The sequence below is a fragment of the Virgibacillus sp. Bac332 genome, from assembly GCF_003667785.1.
Lineage (GTDB): Bacteria > Bacillota > Bacilli > Bacillales > Amphibacillaceae > Virgibacillus > Virgibacillus salarius.
Genome location: NZ_CP033046.1, coordinates 3702274 through 3721936, shown reverse-complemented (window position 1 = coordinate 3721936; position 19663 = coordinate 3702274). Strand labels below are relative to the sequence as shown.

Annotated in this window: 21 protein-coding genes, 1 pseudogene and 1 other annotated feature; of the genes and pseudogenes, 18 read left to right on the top strand and 4 right to left on the bottom strand. The window is 35.8% G+C overall.

The genetic code is table 11. The features are described from left to right. From mnmA to D9782_RS18055, 5 genes are all read left to right on the top strand, one after another. Positions 1-1113, top strand: a complete 1113-nt coding sequence (gene mnmA, locus D9782_RS18075; RefSeq protein WP_026681244.1) for a tRNA 2-thiouridine(34) synthase MnmA — start codon at positions 1-3, stop codon at positions 1111-1113. A gap of 14 nt (positions 1114-1127) precedes the next feature. Continuing rightward, complete coding sequence (locus D9782_RS18070) at positions 1128-1787, top strand: tetratricopeptide repeat protein (protein WP_026681243.1); 660 nt, start codon at positions 1128-1130, stop codon at positions 1785-1787. 21 nt (positions 1788-1808) lie between these two features. After that, positions 1809-4118 carry an SF1B family DNA helicase RecD2 gene (locus D9782_RS18065; protein WP_026681242.1) on the top strand — a complete coding sequence of 770 codons (2310 nt, stop codon included), beginning with the start codon at positions 1809-1811 and terminating at the stop codon, positions 4116-4118. A gap of 72 nt (positions 4119-4190) precedes the next feature. Then, entirely contained in the window at positions 4191-4385 is a 195-nt protein-coding gene (locus D9782_RS18060; protein ID WP_034678985.1) for a hypothetical protein, read from the top strand. Positions 4386-4423: 38 nt separating this feature from the next. Continuing rightward, positions 4424-5509, top strand: coding sequence for an AI-2E family transporter (locus D9782_RS18055; RefSeq protein ID WP_026681240.1), 1086 nt, complete (start codon positions 4424-4426; stop codon positions 5507-5509). 664 nt (positions 5510-6173) lie between these two features. On the opposite strand, the gene D9782_RS18050 is transcribed toward D9782_RS18055, so the two are convergent. Beyond that, positions 6174-6362, bottom strand: a complete 189-nt coding sequence (locus tag D9782_RS18050) for a hypothetical protein (RefSeq protein ID WP_026681239.1) — start codon at positions 6360-6362, stop codon at positions 6174-6176. Between the two features lie 372 nt (positions 6363-6734). On the opposite strand from D9782_RS18050, the gene D9782_RS18045 reads away from it, so the two are divergent. From D9782_RS18045 to D9782_RS17980, 13 genes are all read left to right on the top strand, one after another. After that, complete coding sequence (locus tag D9782_RS18045; protein WP_026681238.1) at positions 6735-7298, top strand: Tad domain-containing protein; 564 nt, start codon at positions 6735-6737, stop codon at positions 7296-7298. A 314-nt stretch (positions 7299-7612) separates the two neighbouring features. Then, a complete protein-coding gene (locus D9782_RS18040) occupies positions 7613-8263 on the top strand; it encodes a hypothetical protein (RefSeq protein ID WP_162986444.1) in 651 nt (216 codons plus the stop codon). A gap of 318 nt (positions 8264-8581) precedes the next feature. After that, positions 8582-8784: a binding site (T-box leader), on the top strand. Positions 8785-9118: 334 nt separating this feature from the next. After that, positions 9119-11764 carry an alanine--tRNA ligase gene (alaS, locus tag D9782_RS18030; protein WP_121605363.1) on the top strand — a complete coding sequence of 882 codons (2646 nt, stop codon included), beginning with the start codon at positions 9119-9121 and terminating at the stop codon, positions 11762-11764. A 122-nt stretch (positions 11765-11886) separates the two neighbouring features. Further along, positions 11887-12159 carry an IreB family regulatory phosphoprotein gene (locus D9782_RS18025; RefSeq protein ID WP_026681233.1) on the top strand — a complete coding sequence of 91 codons (273 nt, stop codon included), beginning with the start codon at positions 11887-11889 and terminating at the stop codon, positions 12157-12159. Continuing rightward, on the top strand, positions 12156-12569 hold the full coding sequence (ruvX, locus tag D9782_RS18020; protein ID WP_026681232.1) for a Holliday junction resolvase RuvX: 414 nt from the start codon (positions 12156-12158) through the stop codon (positions 12567-12569). Before D9782_RS18025 ends, ruvX begins: the two co-directional genes overlap by 4 nt. A gap of 12 nt (positions 12570-12581) precedes the next feature. Next, on the top strand, positions 12582-12869 hold the full coding sequence (locus tag D9782_RS18015; protein WP_026681231.1) for a DUF1292 domain-containing protein: 288 nt from the start codon (positions 12582-12584) through the stop codon (positions 12867-12869). Between the two features lie 123 nt (positions 12870-12992). Beyond that, complete coding sequence (gene mltG / locus D9782_RS18010) at positions 12993-14111, top strand: endolytic transglycosylase MltG (protein WP_026681230.1); 1119 nt, start codon at positions 12993-12995, stop codon at positions 14109-14111. A gap of 125 nt (positions 14112-14236) precedes the next feature. Beyond that, complete coding sequence (locus tag D9782_RS18005; protein WP_026681229.1) at positions 14237-14875, top strand: O-methyltransferase; 639 nt, start codon at positions 14237-14239, stop codon at positions 14873-14875. A 17-nt stretch (positions 14876-14892) separates the two neighbouring features. Then, positions 14893-15534: a uridine kinase gene (gene udk / locus D9782_RS18000; RefSeq protein WP_026681228.1), complete on the top strand. Its 642-nt coding sequence runs from the start codon at positions 14893-14895 to the stop codon at positions 15532-15534. Positions 15535-15727: 193 nt separating this feature from the next. After that, complete coding sequence (gene greA, locus D9782_RS17995; RefSeq protein WP_026681227.1) at positions 15728-16204, top strand: transcription elongation factor GreA; 477 nt, start codon at positions 15728-15730, stop codon at positions 16202-16204. 281 nt (positions 16205-16485) lie between these two features. Then, positions 16486-17169: a YrrS family protein gene (locus D9782_RS17990; RefSeq protein ID WP_026681226.1), complete on the top strand. Its 684-nt coding sequence runs from the start codon at positions 16486-16488 to the stop codon at positions 17167-17169. Positions 17170-17196: 27 nt separating this feature from the next. After that, positions 17197-17886 carry a 5'-methylthioadenosine/S-adenosylhomocysteine nucleosidase gene (gene mtnN / locus D9782_RS17985; protein WP_026681225.1) on the top strand — a complete coding sequence of 230 codons (690 nt, stop codon included), beginning with the start codon at positions 17197-17199 and terminating at the stop codon, positions 17884-17886. An 82-nt stretch (positions 17887-17968) separates the two neighbouring features. Next, positions 17969-18205, top strand: coding sequence for a YrhC family protein (locus D9782_RS17980; RefSeq protein WP_034678980.1), 237 nt, complete (start codon positions 17969-17971; stop codon positions 18203-18205). Between the two features lie 42 nt (positions 18206-18247). Here the strand turns inward: D9782_RS17980 and D9782_RS17975 are convergent. The 3 genes and pseudogenes from D9782_RS17975 to D9782_RS17965 all read right to left on the bottom strand — a co-directional run. Next, positions 18248-18640: pseudogene (locus D9782_RS17975) on the bottom strand (sigma-70 family RNA polymerase sigma factor); the annotation flags it as partial. 259 nt (positions 18641-18899) lie between these two features. Next, entirely contained in the window at positions 18900-19235 is a 336-nt protein-coding gene (locus D9782_RS17970; RefSeq protein ID WP_121605361.1) for a helix-turn-helix domain-containing protein, read from the bottom strand. 13 nt (positions 19236-19248) lie between these two features. Continuing rightward, entirely contained in the window at positions 19249-19584 is a 336-nt protein-coding gene (locus D9782_RS17965; protein ID WP_121605360.1) for a helix-turn-helix domain-containing protein, read from the bottom strand. Positions 19585-19663 lie beyond the last annotated feature (79 nt).

Below are 19663 nucleotides of genomic sequence, written 5' to 3'. Positions count from 1 at the left end.
ATGAAAAGTAATAAGGACACAAGAGTTGTAGTTGGAATGAGTGGAGGCGTTGATTCTTCCGTTGCTGCTCTATTATTAAAACAACAAGGATATGATGTAGTCGGAATCTTTATGAAAAACTGGGATGATACAGATGAATTTGGTGTTTGTACGGCGACAGAAGATTTTGATGATGTTGTACGTGTCTGTAATCAATTGGAAATTCCTTATTATGCGGTTAATTTCGAAAAGCAATATTGGGATAAGGTATTTACGTATTTTCTAGATGAATATAAAGCAGGAAGAACACCAAATCCAGACGTAATGTGTAATAAAGAGATTAAATTTAAAGCATTCTTAGAGCATGCCATGTCTCTAGGTGCAGATTATTTAGCAACAGGGCATTATGCACAAGTCCGATCTCAAAATGATAGATACGAAATGCTTCGTGGAGTGGATGACAATAAGGATCAAACCTATTTTTTAAATCAATTAACCGAAGATATTTTGGGGAAAGTGATGTTTCCACTTGGGCATCTACCAAAATCAGAAGTTAGAAAAATAGCTAAAGAGCATGGATTAGCAACTGCTGAAAAGAAAGATAGCACAGGAATTTGCTTTATTGGAGAACGAAACTTCAAAACGTTTCTAAGTGAATATTTACCTGCACAGCCAGGACAAATGCAAACGTTAGAAGGGGAAGTGAAAGGAAAACATGATGGTCTTATGTATTACACAATCGGTCAACGGCAAGGACTGGGAATCGGTGGAGCTGGAGACCCGTGGTTTGTCGTAGGTAAAAATCTAGAAGATAACGTCCTTTATGTGGAGCAAGGCTATGCAAATGACAAGCTATATTCAGATGCTCTTATTGCATCAGATGTGAATTGGATTCATGCGGATAAAGTGGAGGAGAGTTTTACTTGTACAGCTAAATTCCGCTACCGTCAACAAGATAGTGAAGTAAAGGTAACCATTTTGGATGATGACCATGTCAGGGTTGACTTTATGGAAAGCCAACGGGCTATTACCCCAGGTCAAGCTGTCGTATTTTACAATGGAGATGTTTGCCTTGGTGGAGGAACAATTGATGAGATTAGAAAAGCGGACCATAGATTAGATTATGTTGGTTAATAAGGAGTTTTACTATGGATAAGAACAAACAAGCAATAGCGCACATGCAGGAGAATAAATTCGAAGAGGCTGCTGCATTGTTTACAGAAGTAATCGAAGAAAATCCAAACGACCCAGTTGGTTACATCAACTTTGGGAACTTGCTATTTCATGTCAATGATCTTCCTAGAGCACAGCGCTTTTTTGAGAAAGCGATCGAGTTGGATGAGCACGCAGCAACAGCTTACTATGGATTAGGTAATCTATTTTATGAGCAAGCACTCTACCCTAAAGCACAAGAAAACTTTCAGAAAGCTGTAGAGCTGGGCTTAGAGGAAGCAGACGTTTATTTTTTACTAGGAATGACTTTTCAACACCAGGAGCATTATAAATTAGCTCTTCCGTATTTATTACGAGCTACAGAGCTAGACCCAGAAGATGCTGATAGCTTGTTTCAATATGGATTAACGTTGGCACAGAGCGATCATTTAAAAGATGCAGAAGAAATCTTTCGAAAAGTATTAACAATAGAGACTAATCACAGTGATGCTAATTACAACCTAGGTGTTATTGCCCTATTTGAAGATCGGTTAGAGCAGGCATTAGCGTTCTTTGAAGAAGCGTTACGCATTCAACCTGAGCATGTCTTAGCTGCAAATGGCAAGGAAAAAACAGAGGGATTGTTGAAGAAGTAAGAAAATAGTGGAGTGTTTGAGATGGAACGAGACAAATATGCAGTGGAGGATCAAGGGTATATCAAAGGGGAACTTGTTTATACTATTTTTCACAATCAAGCTGAGCAGTTTTCGATTGCAAAAATTAAAGTACTGGAAACGAATGAAGCATTTAAAGAGAAAGATATTGTCATAAAAGGATATTTTTCAAATCTGCAAGAGGAAACTAGCTACTATTTTTATGGAACGTTTGAAAAGCATCCTCGTTTCGGCACTCAATATAACGTAACTTCTTATCAGACGTTTATTCCTAATTCGAAGGATGGGCTTGTTGCTTATCTTTCGAGTGATCTCTTTTACGGTGTAGGCAAGAAAACGGCGGAGAAGATCGTTGATCAACTTGGTGAAAACGCAATTACAAAGATTATAAACGATCCTAAGGCTCTAGCTAATGTAGCAGGATTAAAGCAAGCAACAGCAGAATCTTTGCGGACTGCACTTCAAGAGAATCAAGGATTTGAACATGTTGCTGTCTATTTAGCTAATTATCATATTGGTCTGAAAATGGCACAAAAAATATATCAGAATTATAAGGATGAAGCTATCCATTTGATTGAGGAGGATCCTTATCAGTTTGTATTTGATATTGAGGGATTTGGGTTTCGGACAGCGGATGAAATAGCAAACCAAATGGGACTTTCTACGTCGCATCCGAATCGAATTGGAGCAGGGTGTATTTATGTGTTACAACGATCTGTTCAAGATGGCCATGTGTTTTTGCCTATGGATAAGTGTATAAATTTGGTAATGGAGCTGCTAGCAACAATAGACCTTTCTGAAGTTATTATTACAGAACGCTTAACAGAATTGAATCGTGATAAAACGATTATTATTCAGGATGGTCATGTCTATCTACCTTCTTTGTATTATGCAGAAGATGGATTTAGTACACATATTAAAAGAATTCTAACAAAGCCAATTGAACATCAAACCCCGATGGCTGAATTAATGAAGATAATCGGTGACATCGAGGAGTCCGAAGTTCTATCGTACGGAAAAGAGCAATTCACTGCGATTAATCAGTCGATTCATTCAAAACTCATGATCTTAACAGGTGGTCCTGGTACGGGAAAGACTACTGTAGTGAAAGGAATATTAAATGCGTACGCTACGATTCATCAATTATCCCTAAACCCGAAAGATTATGATAATGAGCATGAATTCCCGTTTATTTTAACTGCTCCTACTGGAAGAGCAGCGAAACGATTAACAGAATCTGCCGGCCTTCCTGCACAAACCATTCATCGATTACTAGGTTGGGATGGTAATAGTGGTTTTGATAAAAATGAACATGAACCATTAGCTGGTAGATTTTTAATTATTGATGAATTTTCAATGGTCGATAGTTGGTTAGCTAATCATCTATTTAAGGCTATTCCTGATGATATGCAAGTATTAATTGTTGGAGATGAGGATCAGTTACCATCTGTAGGACCTGGTCAGGTGTTATCAGATTTACTTGGAAGTGATTGCATACCGTTTGTACGTCTTACAGAAGTTTATCGTCAAAAAGAAGGTTCGAGAATTATTCAAATTGCTCATGAGATTAAAAATGACGCTCCAGTTCAATTACAAAATGATCAAGACTTTAGCTTTATTCCTTGTAATGAGCTGCAAATGGTGGATGTGATTACGAAAATATTTACAAAAGCTATGGATAAGGGGTTTGATGTTCGAGATGTACAAGTGTTAGCTCCTATGTATCGATCGGAAGCTGGTATCACGAAAATAAATCAAGCTTTACAGCAAATCATCAATCCGAAGACAGAGCAAAAAAGAGAAGTGAAAACACAGGATGCTGTGTATCGTAAGGGTGATAAGGTTATTCAGCTGGTAAATCAACCTGAAGACGGTGTTTATAATGGAGATATAGGTGAAGTAGTTGCGATTTTTCGAGAAGAAGAAAATACTGAAAATGTGGAGCAGCTTGTTATTGCTTATGATGATAAAGAAGTCGTCTATGAGCCGAAGGATTACCGAAATATCATGCATGCTTACTGTATTTCTATACATAAATCACAAGGTAGTGAATTTCCAATTGTCATATTACCTGTAGTCAGAACCTATCATCGGATGCTAAAAAAGAACCTTCTTTATACTGCAATTACGAGAAGCAAACAATCATTAATTATTTGTGGAGAACAGCAGGCGTTTGTAAAAGGAGTAACAACAGTTGATACAAATCAGCGCTATACCAGCCTAAAGGAGAGTCTTATCGCTAAATTAGACAGCAAAGTGATTGAACCTGAAGTGGAGGATGAGGACCAGCTTTCACCATACGATTTCATGTGACAAAACGTATATTTTTGGTTAATTTGGGTTAGCATGAGAGTAAGATTTGAGACAGAAGGAGCTCTATAGATAATGCGATGCCCAAATTGCCGTGGTAAGGATATTGGAAAGATAGGCACACAACAGTTTTATTGCTGGAATTGCTTTATTGAAATGTCAGTAATCAATGATAAATTAACTGTCCATCAGGTTGAGGCAGATGGATCGTTAAGTTCACTTAACGATCTATTCAGTGAAGACGAAAGAACGATCTATGAAAATCCTTAACTATGCTGATAATTACTTCAGTAGGATGAAGTGTCATCATGTTTAAAAACAATAAGCGTTTGAACTTCCTTTACTGGTTATTGATTGGCATTTTTCTATTCCTTTTCATTTTCTTACTGATAAAACTGTTTCCATTTTACAAAACAGTTTTTTTATTTCTATGGCATCTCTTAGCTCCATTTCTTATTTCCTGTCTTATAGCGTATTTATTATATCCAGTGGTAAATAAACTCCATAGCTATAATATTCCAAGGGGAATAGCTGTTTTACTCATCTATTTGTTATTTTTTGGAGGTACCGCATATTTAATCTATCGTGTCTACCCGATGATCGTCACGCAAGTTAGAGAGCTTAATGAACAACTGCCTCAATTCATTAATATGTATGAAAAACTGATATACCAAATGTACGAATATACATCATTTTTACCAGAAACCGTTCATGATAAATTTGATCACTTAATCGCGAGGGTAGAAAATGGCTTGGATCGATTACTCGCAAGACTTGTAAACGGATTTACAAAAGTATTCGATTTTATTATTTTTATTACGGTTATTCCTGTATTAGTGTTTTACTTTTTAAAGGATTATGACAAAATTAAGGCTTATTTTAAGCGGTTTATACCAAAGAAATATCGTAGTCAATCAAGTAAAATGGTCCATGCTATTGATGAAACGTTAGGTGATTACATTCGTGGTCAATTACTCGTCTGCCTATTTGTAAGCCTAACCTCACTTATTATTTTTAAGCTACTTGGAATGGATTTTGCTTTGCTACTTGCTATTCTTATGGGGATTACAAATCTAATCCCATATTTTGGCCCAATTATTGGAGCAGCACCTGCTGTAGCGATTGCCCTTACAGTCTCAGGGAAATTAGTTATATTTGTAATAGTAGCTGTATTTATTATTCAATTAATTGAGAGTAACCTATTGTCCCCATACATTGTTGGAAAAAGTATTAATATACACCCAATAGCAATCATCTTTGCTTTATTACTGGGTGGACAGCTTTTTGGAATTGTTGGCATGATTATAGCTGTACCAACGATGACGATTGCCAAAGTAATTATTAAGCATGTCATTCACTGGAGACAATTTCGTAGCAAGGAGCAAGAGGGGTAATTTGGAGTAGTATTTTAACCTGCATATAACTGAAGTCCCCCACTTCAAGAAACAAAGTGAAACCAATATGGGTAAGTGGGGATCGACTGCCAGTAAATGTCCGATTGGTTTGACTAACAATCAGTGGGAGAAAAACCAAATCCCTACTTATTGAATTTTCACTTTATAAGCAGGGATTCCTAAAAAACGTATCATTTTTAGTTTAGCAAGCTAGAAATGGTACGTTTTGTTGTGGGTAAAAAAGAGAAATTATATCGAAAACATTATCGAAATGCAACTCGTACTGCTAAATGGAAAAAACGATTATAAATACCTAGTATAAAAATGAGATAACTTATTTGCTTCATTTAATAGGTTAAAAGTACGAGAAAAATATTTAGAATTCAAGATGTTTAATGATTTCATGAAATAAGTAACAAAAATGCTAACTTTAGAACCGTTTTGTATATAGACACAAAATTGACATGATCAAACAAAGTATGAAAAGATGGAATAAAGTCCCAGATAAAGAATAGGTCTAAGAATGCTGGAGTCAAAGCGTAAAGCAATTATTTTATTTCTTATCGCACTAGTATTAGCAGTAGTATCTGGTCTTTAAAATGAAATTTCGAATCTGGCAAGTCTGGGTTATCAAAAGTTAATACAAATAACAACTTTATCTCAGTTAATCCTGCGTTTGTTTATTGTATTTTTCGTTAATAGATTTTTTCAATTCTTCAACTTGTTTTACACTAATATTCTTTAACTCTTCATCTATTTCATTTCGTTTCTTGTTAAATGAGTCTAATTGATTACTATTTATGATTTCTTCATTTTTTAAATCAATAGCGACTTTGGATAAGTTGTTAAACAATCGAGTGATTTTTCTATCCCTTTCATTTGTAACTTTGTGGATATCGAAGCTATTTGTAACTTCTTTTTAATTAGCATCACTTAAAGCTTTCAACCGAATTAATGGGGTTCTTATTACACAATCGGCTGCAAACGAATATGTAAAAGTATATTCTATTACCAAAAACGCTGGGAGTGCCAGAGATGCCGCGAATGATATATTAGCTACGACAGGGAGTTACTTACAAAAAAATTCGATAAGTAGTTCTGGAAATAAAGAATTTACTGCAAAGGTTAAAGTCAATATCCGGATGGTATTTTTACCTAAGGAAATATTCGGATATCATGTACCTTCCATTCCATATACAGCAAGTGCACATGGTAGGGTGATAGAATGAAGCAGTTTATCCAACAAGAAGAAGGGAACATAGCTTTATTCGTTTTAGGTATGTTAAGTATTATTATGATCCTGTTTTTGCTAGTAGTAAATATGGGAGGCGTTTTAGCCACGAAAGAAAAATCTAGTACGACGGTTCAACAAGCAAGCATGGCAGGATCTAGTATAATCTATGAGGAAGTACAGAAAATCATTGAAACGTATGAGTATGAGACGTTAGAAGGAGAGCTGCTTAGCTTCTTTGAAGATTTTGATGAAAATCTTCAAGAACGAACTGAGCAATTAGCAAGTAGAAATTATTATCGTGATTGGTCAGCAAATGAAATACATCTAGAAGCGTTGGACCAAGTAGTGAATGAAGCTTTACAACATGAAATGATAAGACCAAAACTGATAGAGTTACTCCAAGATGTAGATATTGAAAGTCAAGTGGTTGCAAAGGTTAAAGAGATTATTATTGATAACGGTGGCGTATTAGAAAATGCGAAATTAAAGATCAGTGAAGACCGTCTATTTGTAAGGGCAGCAAATGAAATAGAGGCAGTGTCCTATGATGGATAATTTAAAAGAGAATGTGTACCAAGAATCAGCTGGTCCAAAAATTGATTTTATTAACGTTGTGTGGGATTGGAGCACGGAGGTATCATTAGACCAACCATTCTAAATGGTATAGTTACGTATTATAACGAAATATTATCCAGTAGGGATCTGTTTTAATGAAGTAAAGAGGTGACAAATTGATTTTTATATTGTTAGTTATAATTTTATATAGTGTCCCGTTTATTTGGGTGCTTTGGTCATTTATAAACGTAAAAAATAATAAAAGGGAAAAGGTGAAATGGAAGTATCCTATCCTCCTTTTTCTGTTATTAATCTTGTTATCGATAATTGGAAATGTCTATCTATCTTCCACTTATACGATTCCTTTCTTGCAAACCTCGATGGAAAGTATGATCTGGCTAATCGTAGCAGCTGTGTTTTTAGGAATCATTGCCCTTATTAATGTATTTGTAACATTATCATTACGGAATAAAAATGTTTCTAAGCAATTTCATAATCCGAGAGTGATATGGAAATTAATTGGTGGGATGGCACTGTTTTTAGGATTCCTGTTTATTTGGTTTATGCCCTTTGGACAAAAGCTATCATATGTGATGGCTTTAGAGCAAGCAATGAATGCAACAGAAAATGCTAATGGTTCAGAAGAAATTACACTTTCACTAGTTAAATCAGAAAGTAATTGTCTTACAAAAAGAAATTGTTCGAATGAACAGTTTCACAATGTGATTTATGTGAAGAACAATATGGATGAGCCAAAAGAAATACAAATCAAGATACGCGCACTAGACAAGGATCAACAAGAATTAAAAGTTATTGACTCGAAGATCATGGAGGTCGGTGCGAATGAGTTACAAATGGTAAAAACGGAGGAAACCAATCAACAATCAAGTATATGGAATCAATATTCTTTTCAAACTGATGATAGGATGTATTATTTTCAACATCATTTCGCTATAGGGAAATAGAATAAGCAATATATCTGTGTATTACATCAAGAGAAGGTGTAAGAAGTTTTTATGTCAGAAAAAAGCTGGAGAAGGTTCTATCTGTATTTAATGTTATTTATCTATATCATTTATGCACCTATATCAATTATTGAATGGCTCTCAGAATCAGGAGGTTTTCCTTTTACTGCAATTATAGTAGGTATAGCGCTGCCTTTATCCGAAAAATCACCTAGAGGGATTAAAGGAAATTTCAAAGAAAGATTCTGTCTCATAGGTATGCATCGGCGTTGACATTCCGCTCGATGTTTTTTATAATTACGCTAACAACTATACATGTAGAATACGTTGAAAGTTTTGAGTACATGACAATCGCTTTTAAGAGAAGGATTTCCGTTGGCTGAAAGAAATCCTAAGGTAGAATCATGGAAAGCTAAGCTGGAGTACGGTTAATTCCCGTCGGTGTCATACCGTTATAATGATAAAGTGATGAACAATAGTTCATAATTAGGGTGGTACCGCGATCAAATCTCGTCCCTGCAAATGCAGAGAAGGGATTTTTTTATTGTCTAGGTAATTGTAAAATTTGAACCTGTGGATAAAAATGGGCGTGTTGAGCTGTTCCAGCGGAGGCGACTTCACGAATTGCCCTAATCTAAGTTATCATCGGCTTGCATGTACACCGTGATTCCTTTATCTCCGTTGACTCGCTTCAGTTCGCTACGTTTCTAATCGGGCGCTTGCGCTTTTATTCTTTTCAGGAAATAAATAATCCATTTACTGCGCTCAGTTAGTCTTTCCTGACGAAAAAGTGATGTCAATGATTAATGACTTGATGTTCTATTCAACTATTTTTAGATTGGGAGGAAGTTTAAGATGAAACAATTATCATCAGCAGAAGTTAGGCAAATGTTTTTAGATTTCTTTAAAGAAAAAGGCCATCGTGTTGAGCCAAGTGCTTCTCTAGTTCCGAAGGATGATCCGACGCTACTATGGATCAACAGTGGTGTTGCAACATTAAAAAAATATTTTGATGGTCGGGTAATCCCTGATAATCCTCGAATCGTAAATGCCCAAAAATCAATTCGTACGAATGATATAGAAAATGTCGGTTTTACCGCAAGACATCATACGTTCTTTGAAATGCTCGGTAACTTTTCAATAGGTGACTACTTTAAAAAAGAAGCTATCGATTGGGCTTGGGAATTTCTAACGAGTGATCAATGGATTGGGTTTGATCAAGAACGTTTATCCGTTACAGTGCATCCAGAGGATGATGAGGCCTATGATATATGGTTAAAGAATATAGGTATTCCAAAGGAAAGAATTATTCGTTTAGAAGAGAATTTTTGGGATATTGGTGAAGGCCCAAGTGGACCGAATACAGAAATCTTTTATGATCGTGGCGAACACTATGGAAACGATCCAAGTGATCCTGAACTTTATCCTGGGGGAGAAAACGAAAGATACTTGGAAATATGGAACCTTGTCTTCTCCCAGTTTAATCATAATCCAGATGACACGTACACGCCTTTACCTAAAAAGAATATAGATACTGGTATGGGCTTAGAACGGATGGTATGTGTCATTCAAGACGCACCAACAAACTTTGAAACAGACCTATTTATGCCAATTATTAAAAAGACAGAAGAGTTAGCCTCTACAAAGTATGGAGCTAGTCAAGAAGGAGATACAGCTTTTAAAGTGATTGCTGATCATATTCGTACGGTTAGCTTTGCGGTAGGAGATGGTGCTGTTCCTTCGAATGAAGGAAGAGGTTATGTATTAAGAAGATTAATTAGAAGAGCTGTTCGATTTGCCAAAGAAATTGGTATTGAAAAGCCGTTCATGTATGAATTAGTAGATACGGTAGCAGACATTATGAAGGATTTCTACCATGAAGTAGTGAAGAAAAAAGAATTTATTAAAAATATGGTGAAAGTGGAAGAAGAGCGGTTTCATGAGACACTGCACGATGGCTTAGAAATATTAACAGCAATCTTGAACAGCGAAAAGGAGAAAGGAAGCACCTTATTCCCAGGAGTGGAAGTATTTCGCTTATATGATACCTATGGGTTCCCTAAAGAATTAACAGAGGAATATGTGGAAGCACAAGGTTTTACGATTGATGAAGAAGGTTTCCAACGAGAAATGGAAAAACAACGTGAGCGTGCACGTAACGCTCGACAAAAAGTTGATTCTATGCAAGTACAAGATGCTGTTTTCAGTGAGATTAATATCGATAGTGCGTTTGTAGGGTATACCCAAATGGAAGTAGATACTTCCATTGTGGCAATGATTGCTGGTAATGAACAGGTGGAAGTAGCAGAAGCAGGTGACGACATATATGTATTCCTAGAGCAAACACCATTCTATGCCGAAAGTGGCGGGCAAATTGCTGACAAAGGTTTCATTTCTACCGAGCAAGCTACTGCATATGTAAAAGACGTACAAAAATCGCCAATTGGGCAGCATATTCATCGTGTAAGCATTCAACAAGGTTCTTTACGTATAGGAGAAGCGGTTCATGCCATAGTTGAAAAGTCGGCTCGCTCTTTTATTGTCAAAAACCATACAGCAACTCATTTATTACATCAGGCATTAAAGGATGTGCTTGGTAGTCATGTTAATCAAGCTGGATCACTTGTTACGCATGAACGCCTCCGATTTGATTTCTCTCATTTTAATGCTGTAACCAAAGCTGAGCTACAACAAATTGAAGAAATTGTTAATACAAAGATATGGGAGGCAATGTCCCTAGTCATTACCAATGAAAATATTGAGGATGCTAAAAAAATGGGAGCAATGGCCTTATTCGGCGAGAAGTATGGCGATGTAGTTCGAGTAGTTAGAATTGGTGATTATAGTTTAGAGCTTTGTGGTGGCTGTCACGTTGTGAATACATCTGAAATTGGTCTATTCAAGATCGTTTCGGAAAGTGGAATCGGAGCTGGAACAAGAAGAATTGAGGCTGTTACTAGTAAAGAAGCCTATCAATATTTAGCAAATAAGGTAGGTCTATTACAGCAATCTGCTCAATTAGTTAAATCGAAAGAGGAAGCACTTCCAGAAAGAATAGAGGGCTTATTTCAGGATATTAAAGAGTTGCAGAAGGAAAAAGAATCACTTCGTGCAAAACTTGCAAATGTAGAAGCTTCTTCAATTTTAGATAATGTACAAAACATTGAAGGTATCTCTTTATTAAGTGAAAAAGTCGATGTAAATGATATGAATCAGTTGCGAAATATGCTGGATGACTTAAAACAAAAACTAGAATCTGGAATTATTCTATTAGCAATAGAGAATAACGGAAAGGTTCAATTAGCAGCAGGAGTTTCAAAAGACTTAATGGAACAAGGATTCCATGCAGGGAAATTAATTAAACAGGCTGCGCATGCTTGTGGCGGTGGCGGAGGAGGTCGTCCAGACATGGCCCAAGCAGGAGGTAAGGATCCATCCAAAATTGATCAAGCCTTAAATGCAGCTAAAGAATATATTTTAGAGCATATGAATAGCAACTAATTTGAATATCATCTAGTGAAAAAGATATAATTAATTCTATAATCATGTTAAGATAATAGAAGAAGCTTACATTCGGTTTAGCAGATGGCTTTACCAAATGATTCTAAGATCGAGGTGTCACGATGAGTTCAATTGATAAAACGATGAAATTTAATTTTTCGGAAGAGCCTTTTGACCAGGATATTAAGGAAATACTTTTCACAGTGCATGCAGCTTTAAAGGAAAAAGGGTATAATCCGATAAATCAGATTGTAGGTTACTTGCTTTCTGGTGATCCTGCTTATATTCCAAGGTACAATGACGCACGTAACTTAATTCGTAAAATCGAACGTGACGAAGTAATTGAAGAGCTTGTCAAGTTCTATTTAGAACAACAGCAAAAGGAAAATAAATGAAAGTAATGGGATTAGATGTAGGATCCAAAACAATAGGTGTTGCTGTTAGTGATGCCTTTGGTTGGACTGCACAAGGAATAAAAACAATCAAATGGAACGAAGAAGAGATTACCTCTGCCGATGAAGCATTAAAATCCATTATAGTAGAACATCAAGTTGGGAAAGCTATTGTTGGACTTCCGAAGAATATGAATGGTACGATCGGAGAGCGTGGAGAAGCATCTAAGCTCTACGCAGAGCATCTAGAAAAAGTCCACGGAATTGAAACAGTGCTATGGGATGAGCGTTTAACTACGATGGCTGCTGAAAGAGTTCTACTAGAAGCGGATATGAGTAGAAAGAAACGTAAGAAAGTCATTGATAAGATGGCAGCTGTAATGATTCTACAAAATTATTTAGACCAGAAATAAAGGAGTGAAAGAATGGCACTTGAGGAAAAGGAACGAATTATAATACCTGATGAAAATGGAGAAGAACATTTATTTGAAGTTCTGTTTACCTTTGATGTGGATGAGACAAGTCAATCCTATATCGCAGTTATTCCTGTAGAGCAATCAGAGGATGAGGAAGTCGAAGTTTATGCATTCCGTTACGAAGAAAAGGAAAAAGATGATGACGATTTATCGCTGTTTCCAATTGAATCTGATAAAGAATGGGAAATGGTTGAAGAAATGCTTCATACACTAGCAGATCAAGAAAATGAGGCATAGGGTTATCTCAAAAAATGAAAAGCTGATGTCGAAATACGGCATCAGCTTTTTGTTTTTTGCATAAAATTAATGGAATATAACATCGAATTTTAGTATAATATACCGGATGAGAGGGGGATAACTATGTCCAAAGAGAAAAAGAATGGTAATTTTAGGGACAACCTCATTGCTCGAAGCGAAGAAGCCAAGACAGTGCGTAAGATTGTGTCAATTATTATTATCGCATTACTTTTAATTTTGATTATTGGTGGCTTATCTGGTTTTTTGTACGTCAAGTCAGCCCTAAAACCAGTTGATCCAGATAGCAAGGAAGAGATAAAAGTAACAATTCCAATTGGTTCATCATCTTCAGAGATTGCTTCTTTATTAGAAGAAAAGGGGGTTATTAAAAATGCCCTTATATTTCGTTTTTACATAAAATTTAATAATGAATCAGATTTTCAAGCTGGAAAATACACATTCACGCCAGATATGGAATTAGATGAAATAATTGAATCACTGAAAAATGGAAAGATTATGGCTGAAGCAGTTCATACAATTACCATTCCAGAAGGAAAAACCATTGAGCAAATGGCAGGAATCTTTGCAAAGAAAATGAGTTTTTCGAAAGAAGATTTTTTGAAGAAAGTAGACGACAAAGATTATATTAGTCAGTTAATCAAAAGATATCCATCTATATTGTCAGAGGAAATTCTAAATACTGAGATTCGTCATCCATTAGAAGGGTATTTATTTGCATCAACATATGATTTCTATGAAGAGAAGCCAAGCGTAGAAGCAGTTATCAATGAAATGTTGAAGAAAACAGATGCTGTGTTATCCGATTATTTAAACGAAATTAGTGAAACTGATTATTCGGTTCATGAAGCTGTTACCTTTGCCTCGGTTGTTGAAAAAGAAGCGAGCACTGCAAAACAGCGGAAAAAAATTGCCGGTGTGTTTTATAATCGTATAGAGGAAGGAATGAAGCTACAAACAGATCCAACCGTATTGTACGCTTTAGGAAAACATAAGGATCGTGTATTATATGAGGATTTAGAAGTAGAGTCTCCTTATAACACTTACTATGCGGAGGGCTTACCGATTGGGCCAATTGGAAGCTATGCCGAAAGCTCCTTAAAGGCAGTGCTTAATCCAGAGCAATCAGATTTCTTATATTTCCTCCATGATGGAGAAGGAAATATTTATTATGCAAAAACATTAGATGAACATAATGAAAATAAACAGAAGTATATCGATTAAAGTCTCATCCCCCTATCTCATAAGCTGAGAAGGGGGATGCTTCCGATATATTTACCCTTCATTTAATTTATGATAAAATATGTAATCTTGGTATCGAGATTTCATTCTGAAAAAGAGGTCATTTTATGAACGAACAAGTAATACACTACTTATTGAACATTTTACCTGCTACAACTTCATTTGTTCAGCAATTAGAAAAGGAAGCAAAGCAAAATCATGTACCTATTATGGAGCCTCTAAGTATGGATTTTATGCTGCACATACTTCAATTAAAGAAACCGAAGAGAATATTGGAGATTGGAGCAGCAATTGGATATTCTGCTTTAAGAATGGCAGAAGTAGCACCAGATTGTGAAATAATAACAATTGAAAAAAATGAACAGCGTTACCAGGAAGCTGTTATGAACATAGAAAAGCAAGGGAAGTCTAGTACAATAGATGTTATCCTAGGAGATGCCATCGATAAACTAAATGAGTTGCAAAATGATTCATTTTTTGATGTAATATTTATCGATGCAGCTAAAGGGCAGTATCAAAAGTTTTTTGAGCAATCGGTTCCTTTACTTGCAAGGGATGGACTAATTATTACGGATAATGTCTTGTTTAGAGGGTATGTTGCACAACCAGAATTAGCTCCAGCAAGATTTAAAAATATGGTCAAAAAAATTCATCATTACAACGAATGGCTTATGCATCATCCTGATTTTACAACCACTATTGTACCTATCGGAGACGGTGTTGCTATTAGTTTAAAGAAACACTAGAAGGGGGTACCGTATCTATGCAAGATAAACCAGTGGTTATTGGCGTTGCTGGGGGGAGTGGTAGTGGTAAAACTTCTGTTACTCGTTCCATATGTCAACGTTTTTCAGATCAAACCATTCTTGTTATTGAACAGGATTATTATTATAAAGATCAAAGTCATTTGCCATTTGAGGAGCGATTAAATACGAACTACGATCATCCTTTAGCATTTGATAATGATTTATTAATTAGTCATATATACGATCTATTAAATGGAAAAGAAATCGAAAAGCCAGTGTATGATTACAAGGTTCATACACGATCGAAAGAAGTAATAAAGGTAAAGCCGAAAGATGTTATTATTTTAGAAGGCATCCTGATATTAGAGGATCCTCGTCTTGTTGACTTAATGGATATAAAAGTATATGTTGATACAGATGCAGATTTACGTATTATTCGCAGATTGATGCGGGATATAAATGAACGCGGAAGATCTCTAGACTCTGTCATCGATCAATATATTAACAATGTAAGGCCATCGCACTTACAATTTATTGAACCAACCAAGCGATATGCCGATATTATTATCCCAGAAGGCGGACAAAATCACGTAGCAATCGACATTATGGCTACGAAAATAGAAACGATACTTTATAAAAATCAACATAAACAAATTTAGGAAAAGTATTGAAAATTTGTACAAAGTCTGCCATAGTAATGATTAGTACAATTTTGGTATAATGGAGCGTTTACATTGGCTCCGTTATTGATATAAGCTCAGCTCAATGTTTTTTATTAACTGGGGGTTATTATGAGACTCCAAAAGTGAAAATTCTCTTTAGATGCTGAAGGAATAAAAAGGAGTGTTTAGAATGGCTACAGAGAAAAGTTACTATATGACACAAGAGGGGAAAGAAAAGTTAGAAGAAGAACTACATTATTTAAAAACGGATAGACGACAAGAAGTTGTTGAACGTATAAAAGTTGCTCGTGATTTTGGAGATCTTTCCGAGAATTCGGAGTATGATGCTGCGAAGGATGATCAGGCATTTGTCGAATCACGTATTGCACAAGTGGAAAAAATGATTCGTAATGCAGTAATCATTGAAAACGATAATGATAATCCGAATATTGTATCACTAGGGAAATCGGTAACGTTTCAAGAGCTTCCAGATGGTGAAGAAGAAACATACACGATAGTAGGGAGCGCTGAAGCTGATCCGTTTGAAGGGAAAATTTCAAATGATTCCCCAATGGCTCAAAGTTTACTTGGACAAGAAATTGGTTCTGAAGTAACTGTAGCTACACCTGGTGGAGAGATTCAAGTTAAAATTGTAAATGTAGATTAATTTTTATATCTATATGGTTGTTGTATAAAAAGATCATGGTGTAATATTCCCCCCTTATGTAGTAGTGTAAAATAGTTGGTGTTACACTTACTTGAAAAGGGGGGGTTTTTTCATTTTAAATTCCTTCAATAAGAGGTTAATGGATGATCGACTGGGGATCAGTAATCGGTCGTTCTGTTGGTAGGAAATTATGACTACTAATATTTTGTAATGTCTCTATCATATAATTCTATAACATAAATATGATATCATAGTAGAGTAAATATGGGAGGGCTGAAAACATGAGTGAATTTGATAGAGTATCAAGAGTAGATAAATTTGAAAAGCGCAGAAAAAATACAAAGTCTATCTCACTTTTGCTTGTGCTTGGTGCAGTTTTACTTATTGTATTAATTGGTTTTTGGATGTTCGGTGGTGACGATGAGGCTGCTAAAGAAGAAGAGAGTAAGTCTGGTAACGAGACAGAGCAAAATGACACTGAAAAAGATGGCAATGATGAGAGTGGCGATCACTTCACTAAAGTTGAAGAAGAAGACTCCACAAATGATACGGATCAAAACAATGCTTCTGAAAATGATGAGAATGAAGCATCAAACGAGGAAGACTCGGAAAATGCAAATGAAGATGTACAAATAGAGCAGCTAGAGCCTTCTGGTGACAATGTTGTAGAGGCTTATACAGCCAATTGGGAGCCAATTGGAACAGAGCAACAAGGTCCACATACAACAAATTATGATGATGGCTCACAAGATAGAATTGAAATTAGTAGAGCAGTAGCAATGGCTACGGGATTAGCTGAGAATAATATGACGACACATTGGGTTGGTAATGGAGGAGATCAAAAGGTAGAGGCAACTGTATCAAACCCTGACAATACAGAGATTTACCGTGTATATTTATCTTGGGTTGATAATAAAGGTTGGCAGCCGACAAAGGTTGAAGTGTTGCAAGAGGTCGATATTTAATATAATCAAGATGATGGAGGAAAAGGTATGACAATTGGAATTATTGGAGCAATGGATGAAGAAGTTGCTCTATTACAGTCTAAGATGACTGACAAAGAACAATTGAAAGTTGCGAATTGTATATTTACCCGTGGTAAATTATTTGATAGAGAAGTTGTTCTATTGAAATCTGGTATAGGTAAAGTTAATGCTGCAATGGCTACGACTATTATGCACGAACGATTTACACCAAAGTTCGTAATAAATACTGGTTCTGCTGGTGGGTTTTCCAAGAATCTAGAAGTGGGCGATGTTATCATCTCCACACAGGTTGTTCATCACGATGTAGATGCAACTGCGTTTGACTACACATATGGACAGGTTCCAGGAATGCCGGCGATGTATGATGCTGACACTAACTTAGTGGCAAAGGCATCAAAAGTAATGCATACAATGGATATAGGTTATGAGGAAGGAATAATTGCTACAGGTGATTCCTTCATGTCTGATCCAGACCGAGTTGCCTTTGTACGTCATAAATTCCCAACTATGATTGCTGCCGAGATGGAAGCAGCTGCAGTTGCGCAGGTTTGTTATCAGTATAATATCCCGTTTGTCATAATTCGTGCGTTATCGGATATTGCTGGAAAGGAATCTTCCATATCCTTTGATAAATTCTTAGAAAAAGCTGCAACCAATGCGGCTGAAATGGTTATGAGCTTAGTTAAAGAACTGTAAAGAATCTATGAAACAACCAATATTTACCTTTCTAACGTGCATCTATTCTATGTTATTATATGTACTAAATGGGGGGATATAGGTGGTAAATGAAAAGGTAAAGGAATTGGAATCTAAATTAAAAGACTTTCAGCGCTTTATAGGGACTTTGCTTATACTAAGTAGCTATTTATATCTTGGTGCCATTATTAATACGTTCATGAGACCATCTACTGATGGGAAGATATTAATGCTGCTTGCTTTTGTAACTGTGTTATCTGGAATTTTGCTAGCAACTAAACAACGAAAAATTAAAATAGAACTAGAAAAGGAGCGCTAAACCCTGCTATGGGTTCGCTCCTTTTTGAATGATGGTGTCAAACTACCTTCTTCTTTCTTTTCGATAATATTCATGAAATACCTTCATTAGTGCACGCTTTTCAATTCGAGAAACATAACTTCTTGATATATTTAGTTTTTTAGCAATCTCACGCTGTGTCATTTCTTTTTGATCATTTAACCCATAACGGTAAACAATTACCTCTCGCTCACGATTATCAAGTATTGAAAAATAATCTTCCATTTTCTCGATTTCCATATTTAACTGGATAAATTCAATAATGTTTTGATTTTCAGCTTCTAAAATATCGATTAAGCTGATTTCATTACCTTCTTTATCTTGCCCGATCGGATCATGCAGGGAGACGTCCTTTTTCACTTTTTTCAAGGCACGTAAATGCATAAGTATTTCAATCCTAATGTCATTACCTATGCAGGGGATATCATTCCCCTGTTCCTATATACATTACCCCATTCACATTAAACCAGAGACCCTTTCTTATTTCATCCGTATAAACCACATTGTTACCTACTTTGCTATAATTGACCACACCTTCCATAATTTAGCCCCCTTTGTTCGATTAAAATAAGAACATCCGTTCTCATTTTGTCTCCATTATACTATAACAAGGGGCAAATTTACAGATAACTTTGTCGAAAATTGGCAAATGTTGGACGGTAATTATTACCAATTATTATCTTGGTAAGTTTCTGATAACGTTTATCAAATGTTCAATGTATTCTGGGGTTATACCCCTTTTCTCCATTTCTTTTCCAAGAGCAATCCAGCCTACTCCTCCATCCTTTAATTTTTCAAGAACTTCTGCATCTTCACAAAACAAAGAAGCTAACGTTATATCATATGAATCACTTAACTTCTTCAAAGCCTGCAAACTAGCCGGATGACCGTTTTCGATTCGAGATATTTGAGAATAACTTACACCAGACTTCTCTCCAACCTCTCTTGTAGTCATTTCCTTTTCTTTCCTTATCTTTTTAAGTTTTCTTCCTATTTGTTCATCTAAGTTCATGTGATCTCACCCATTAATTGTCATCCCTTCTTTTCTTTAAGAATTTTAGTATGCTCTTTACATCTTCCGGTGTTAAGTCATCGTCTTCCATTTCTTTTCCAAAAGCTATCCATTCCACATTTTCTTCTTTCAATTCTTGTGGAGTTTCCATAAATAACGATTGTAAGGAAACGCCATAAAGATCACATAGTTTTTGCAAAATAGAAAGACTTGGTATCCTTCCGTTTTCTATTCGTGAAACGTAAGAATTGCTTACTCCAATTCTACGTCCGGCTTCTCTGGCTGAAATATTCATCTTGTTCACCCTAATATCTTTCAATTTCTTTCCTATTTTTTCATCGAGTTCCATTGCCTTGAACACCACCTCTCACGGGATATTATACAGCTTTTAAAATATATTATCCAAGAATAAAAAAATAAATTTTAAA

Coding starts and splice junctions, on each gene's coding strand:
- mnmA (WP_026681244.1), top strand. CDS start 1: ATGAAAAGTAATAAGGACACAAGAGTTGTAGTTGGAATGAGTGGAGGC.
- D9782_RS18070 (WP_026681243.1), top strand. CDS start 1,128: ATGGATAAGAACAAACAAGCAATAGCGCACATGCAGGAGAATAAATTC.
- D9782_RS18065 (WP_026681242.1), top strand. CDS start 1,809: ATGGAACGAGACAAATATGCAGTGGAGGATCAAGGGTATATCAAAGGG.
- D9782_RS18060 (WP_034678985.1), top strand. CDS start 4,191: ATGCGATGCCCAAATTGCCGTGGTAAGGATATTGGAAAGATAGGCACA.
- D9782_RS18055 (WP_026681240.1), top strand. CDS start 4,424: ATGTTTAAAAACAATAAGCGTTTGAACTTCCTTTACTGGTTATTGATT.
- D9782_RS18045 (WP_026681238.1), top strand. CDS start 6,735: ATGAAGCAGTTTATCCAACAAGAAGAAGGGAACATAGCTTTATTCGTT.
- alaS (WP_121605363.1), top strand. CDS start 9,119: ATGAAACAATTATCATCAGCAGAAGTTAGGCAAATGTTTTTAGATTTC.
- D9782_RS18025 (WP_026681233.1), top strand. CDS start 11,887: ATGAGTTCAATTGATAAAACGATGAAATTTAATTTTTCGGAAGAGCCT.
- ruvX (WP_026681232.1), top strand. CDS start 12,156: ATGAAAGTAATGGGATTAGATGTAGGATCCAAAACAATAGGTGTTGCT.
- D9782_RS18015 (WP_026681231.1), top strand. CDS start 12,582: ATGGCACTTGAGGAAAAGGAACGAATTATAATACCTGATGAAAATGGA.
- mltG (WP_026681230.1), top strand. CDS start 12,993: ATGTCCAAAGAGAAAAAGAATGGTAATTTTAGGGACAACCTCATTGCT.
- D9782_RS18005 (WP_026681229.1), top strand. CDS start 14,237: ATGAACGAACAAGTAATACACTACTTATTGAACATTTTACCTGCTACA.
- udk (WP_026681228.1), top strand. CDS start 14,893: ATGCAAGATAAACCAGTGGTTATTGGCGTTGCTGGGGGGAGTGGTAGT.
- greA (WP_026681227.1), top strand. CDS start 15,728: ATGGCTACAGAGAAAAGTTACTATATGACACAAGAGGGGAAAGAAAAG.
- D9782_RS17990 (WP_026681226.1), top strand. CDS start 16,486: ATGAGTGAATTTGATAGAGTATCAAGAGTAGATAAATTTGAAAAGCGC.
- mtnN (WP_026681225.1), top strand. CDS start 17,197: ATGACAATTGGAATTATTGGAGCAATGGATGAAGAAGTTGCTCTATTA.
- D9782_RS17970 (WP_121605361.1), bottom strand. CDS start 19,235: ATGAACTTAGATGAACAAATAGGAAGAAAACTTAAAAAGATAAGGAAA.
- D9782_RS17965 (WP_121605360.1), bottom strand. CDS start 19,584: ATGGAACTCGATGAAAAAATAGGAAAGAAATTGAAAGATATTAGGGTG.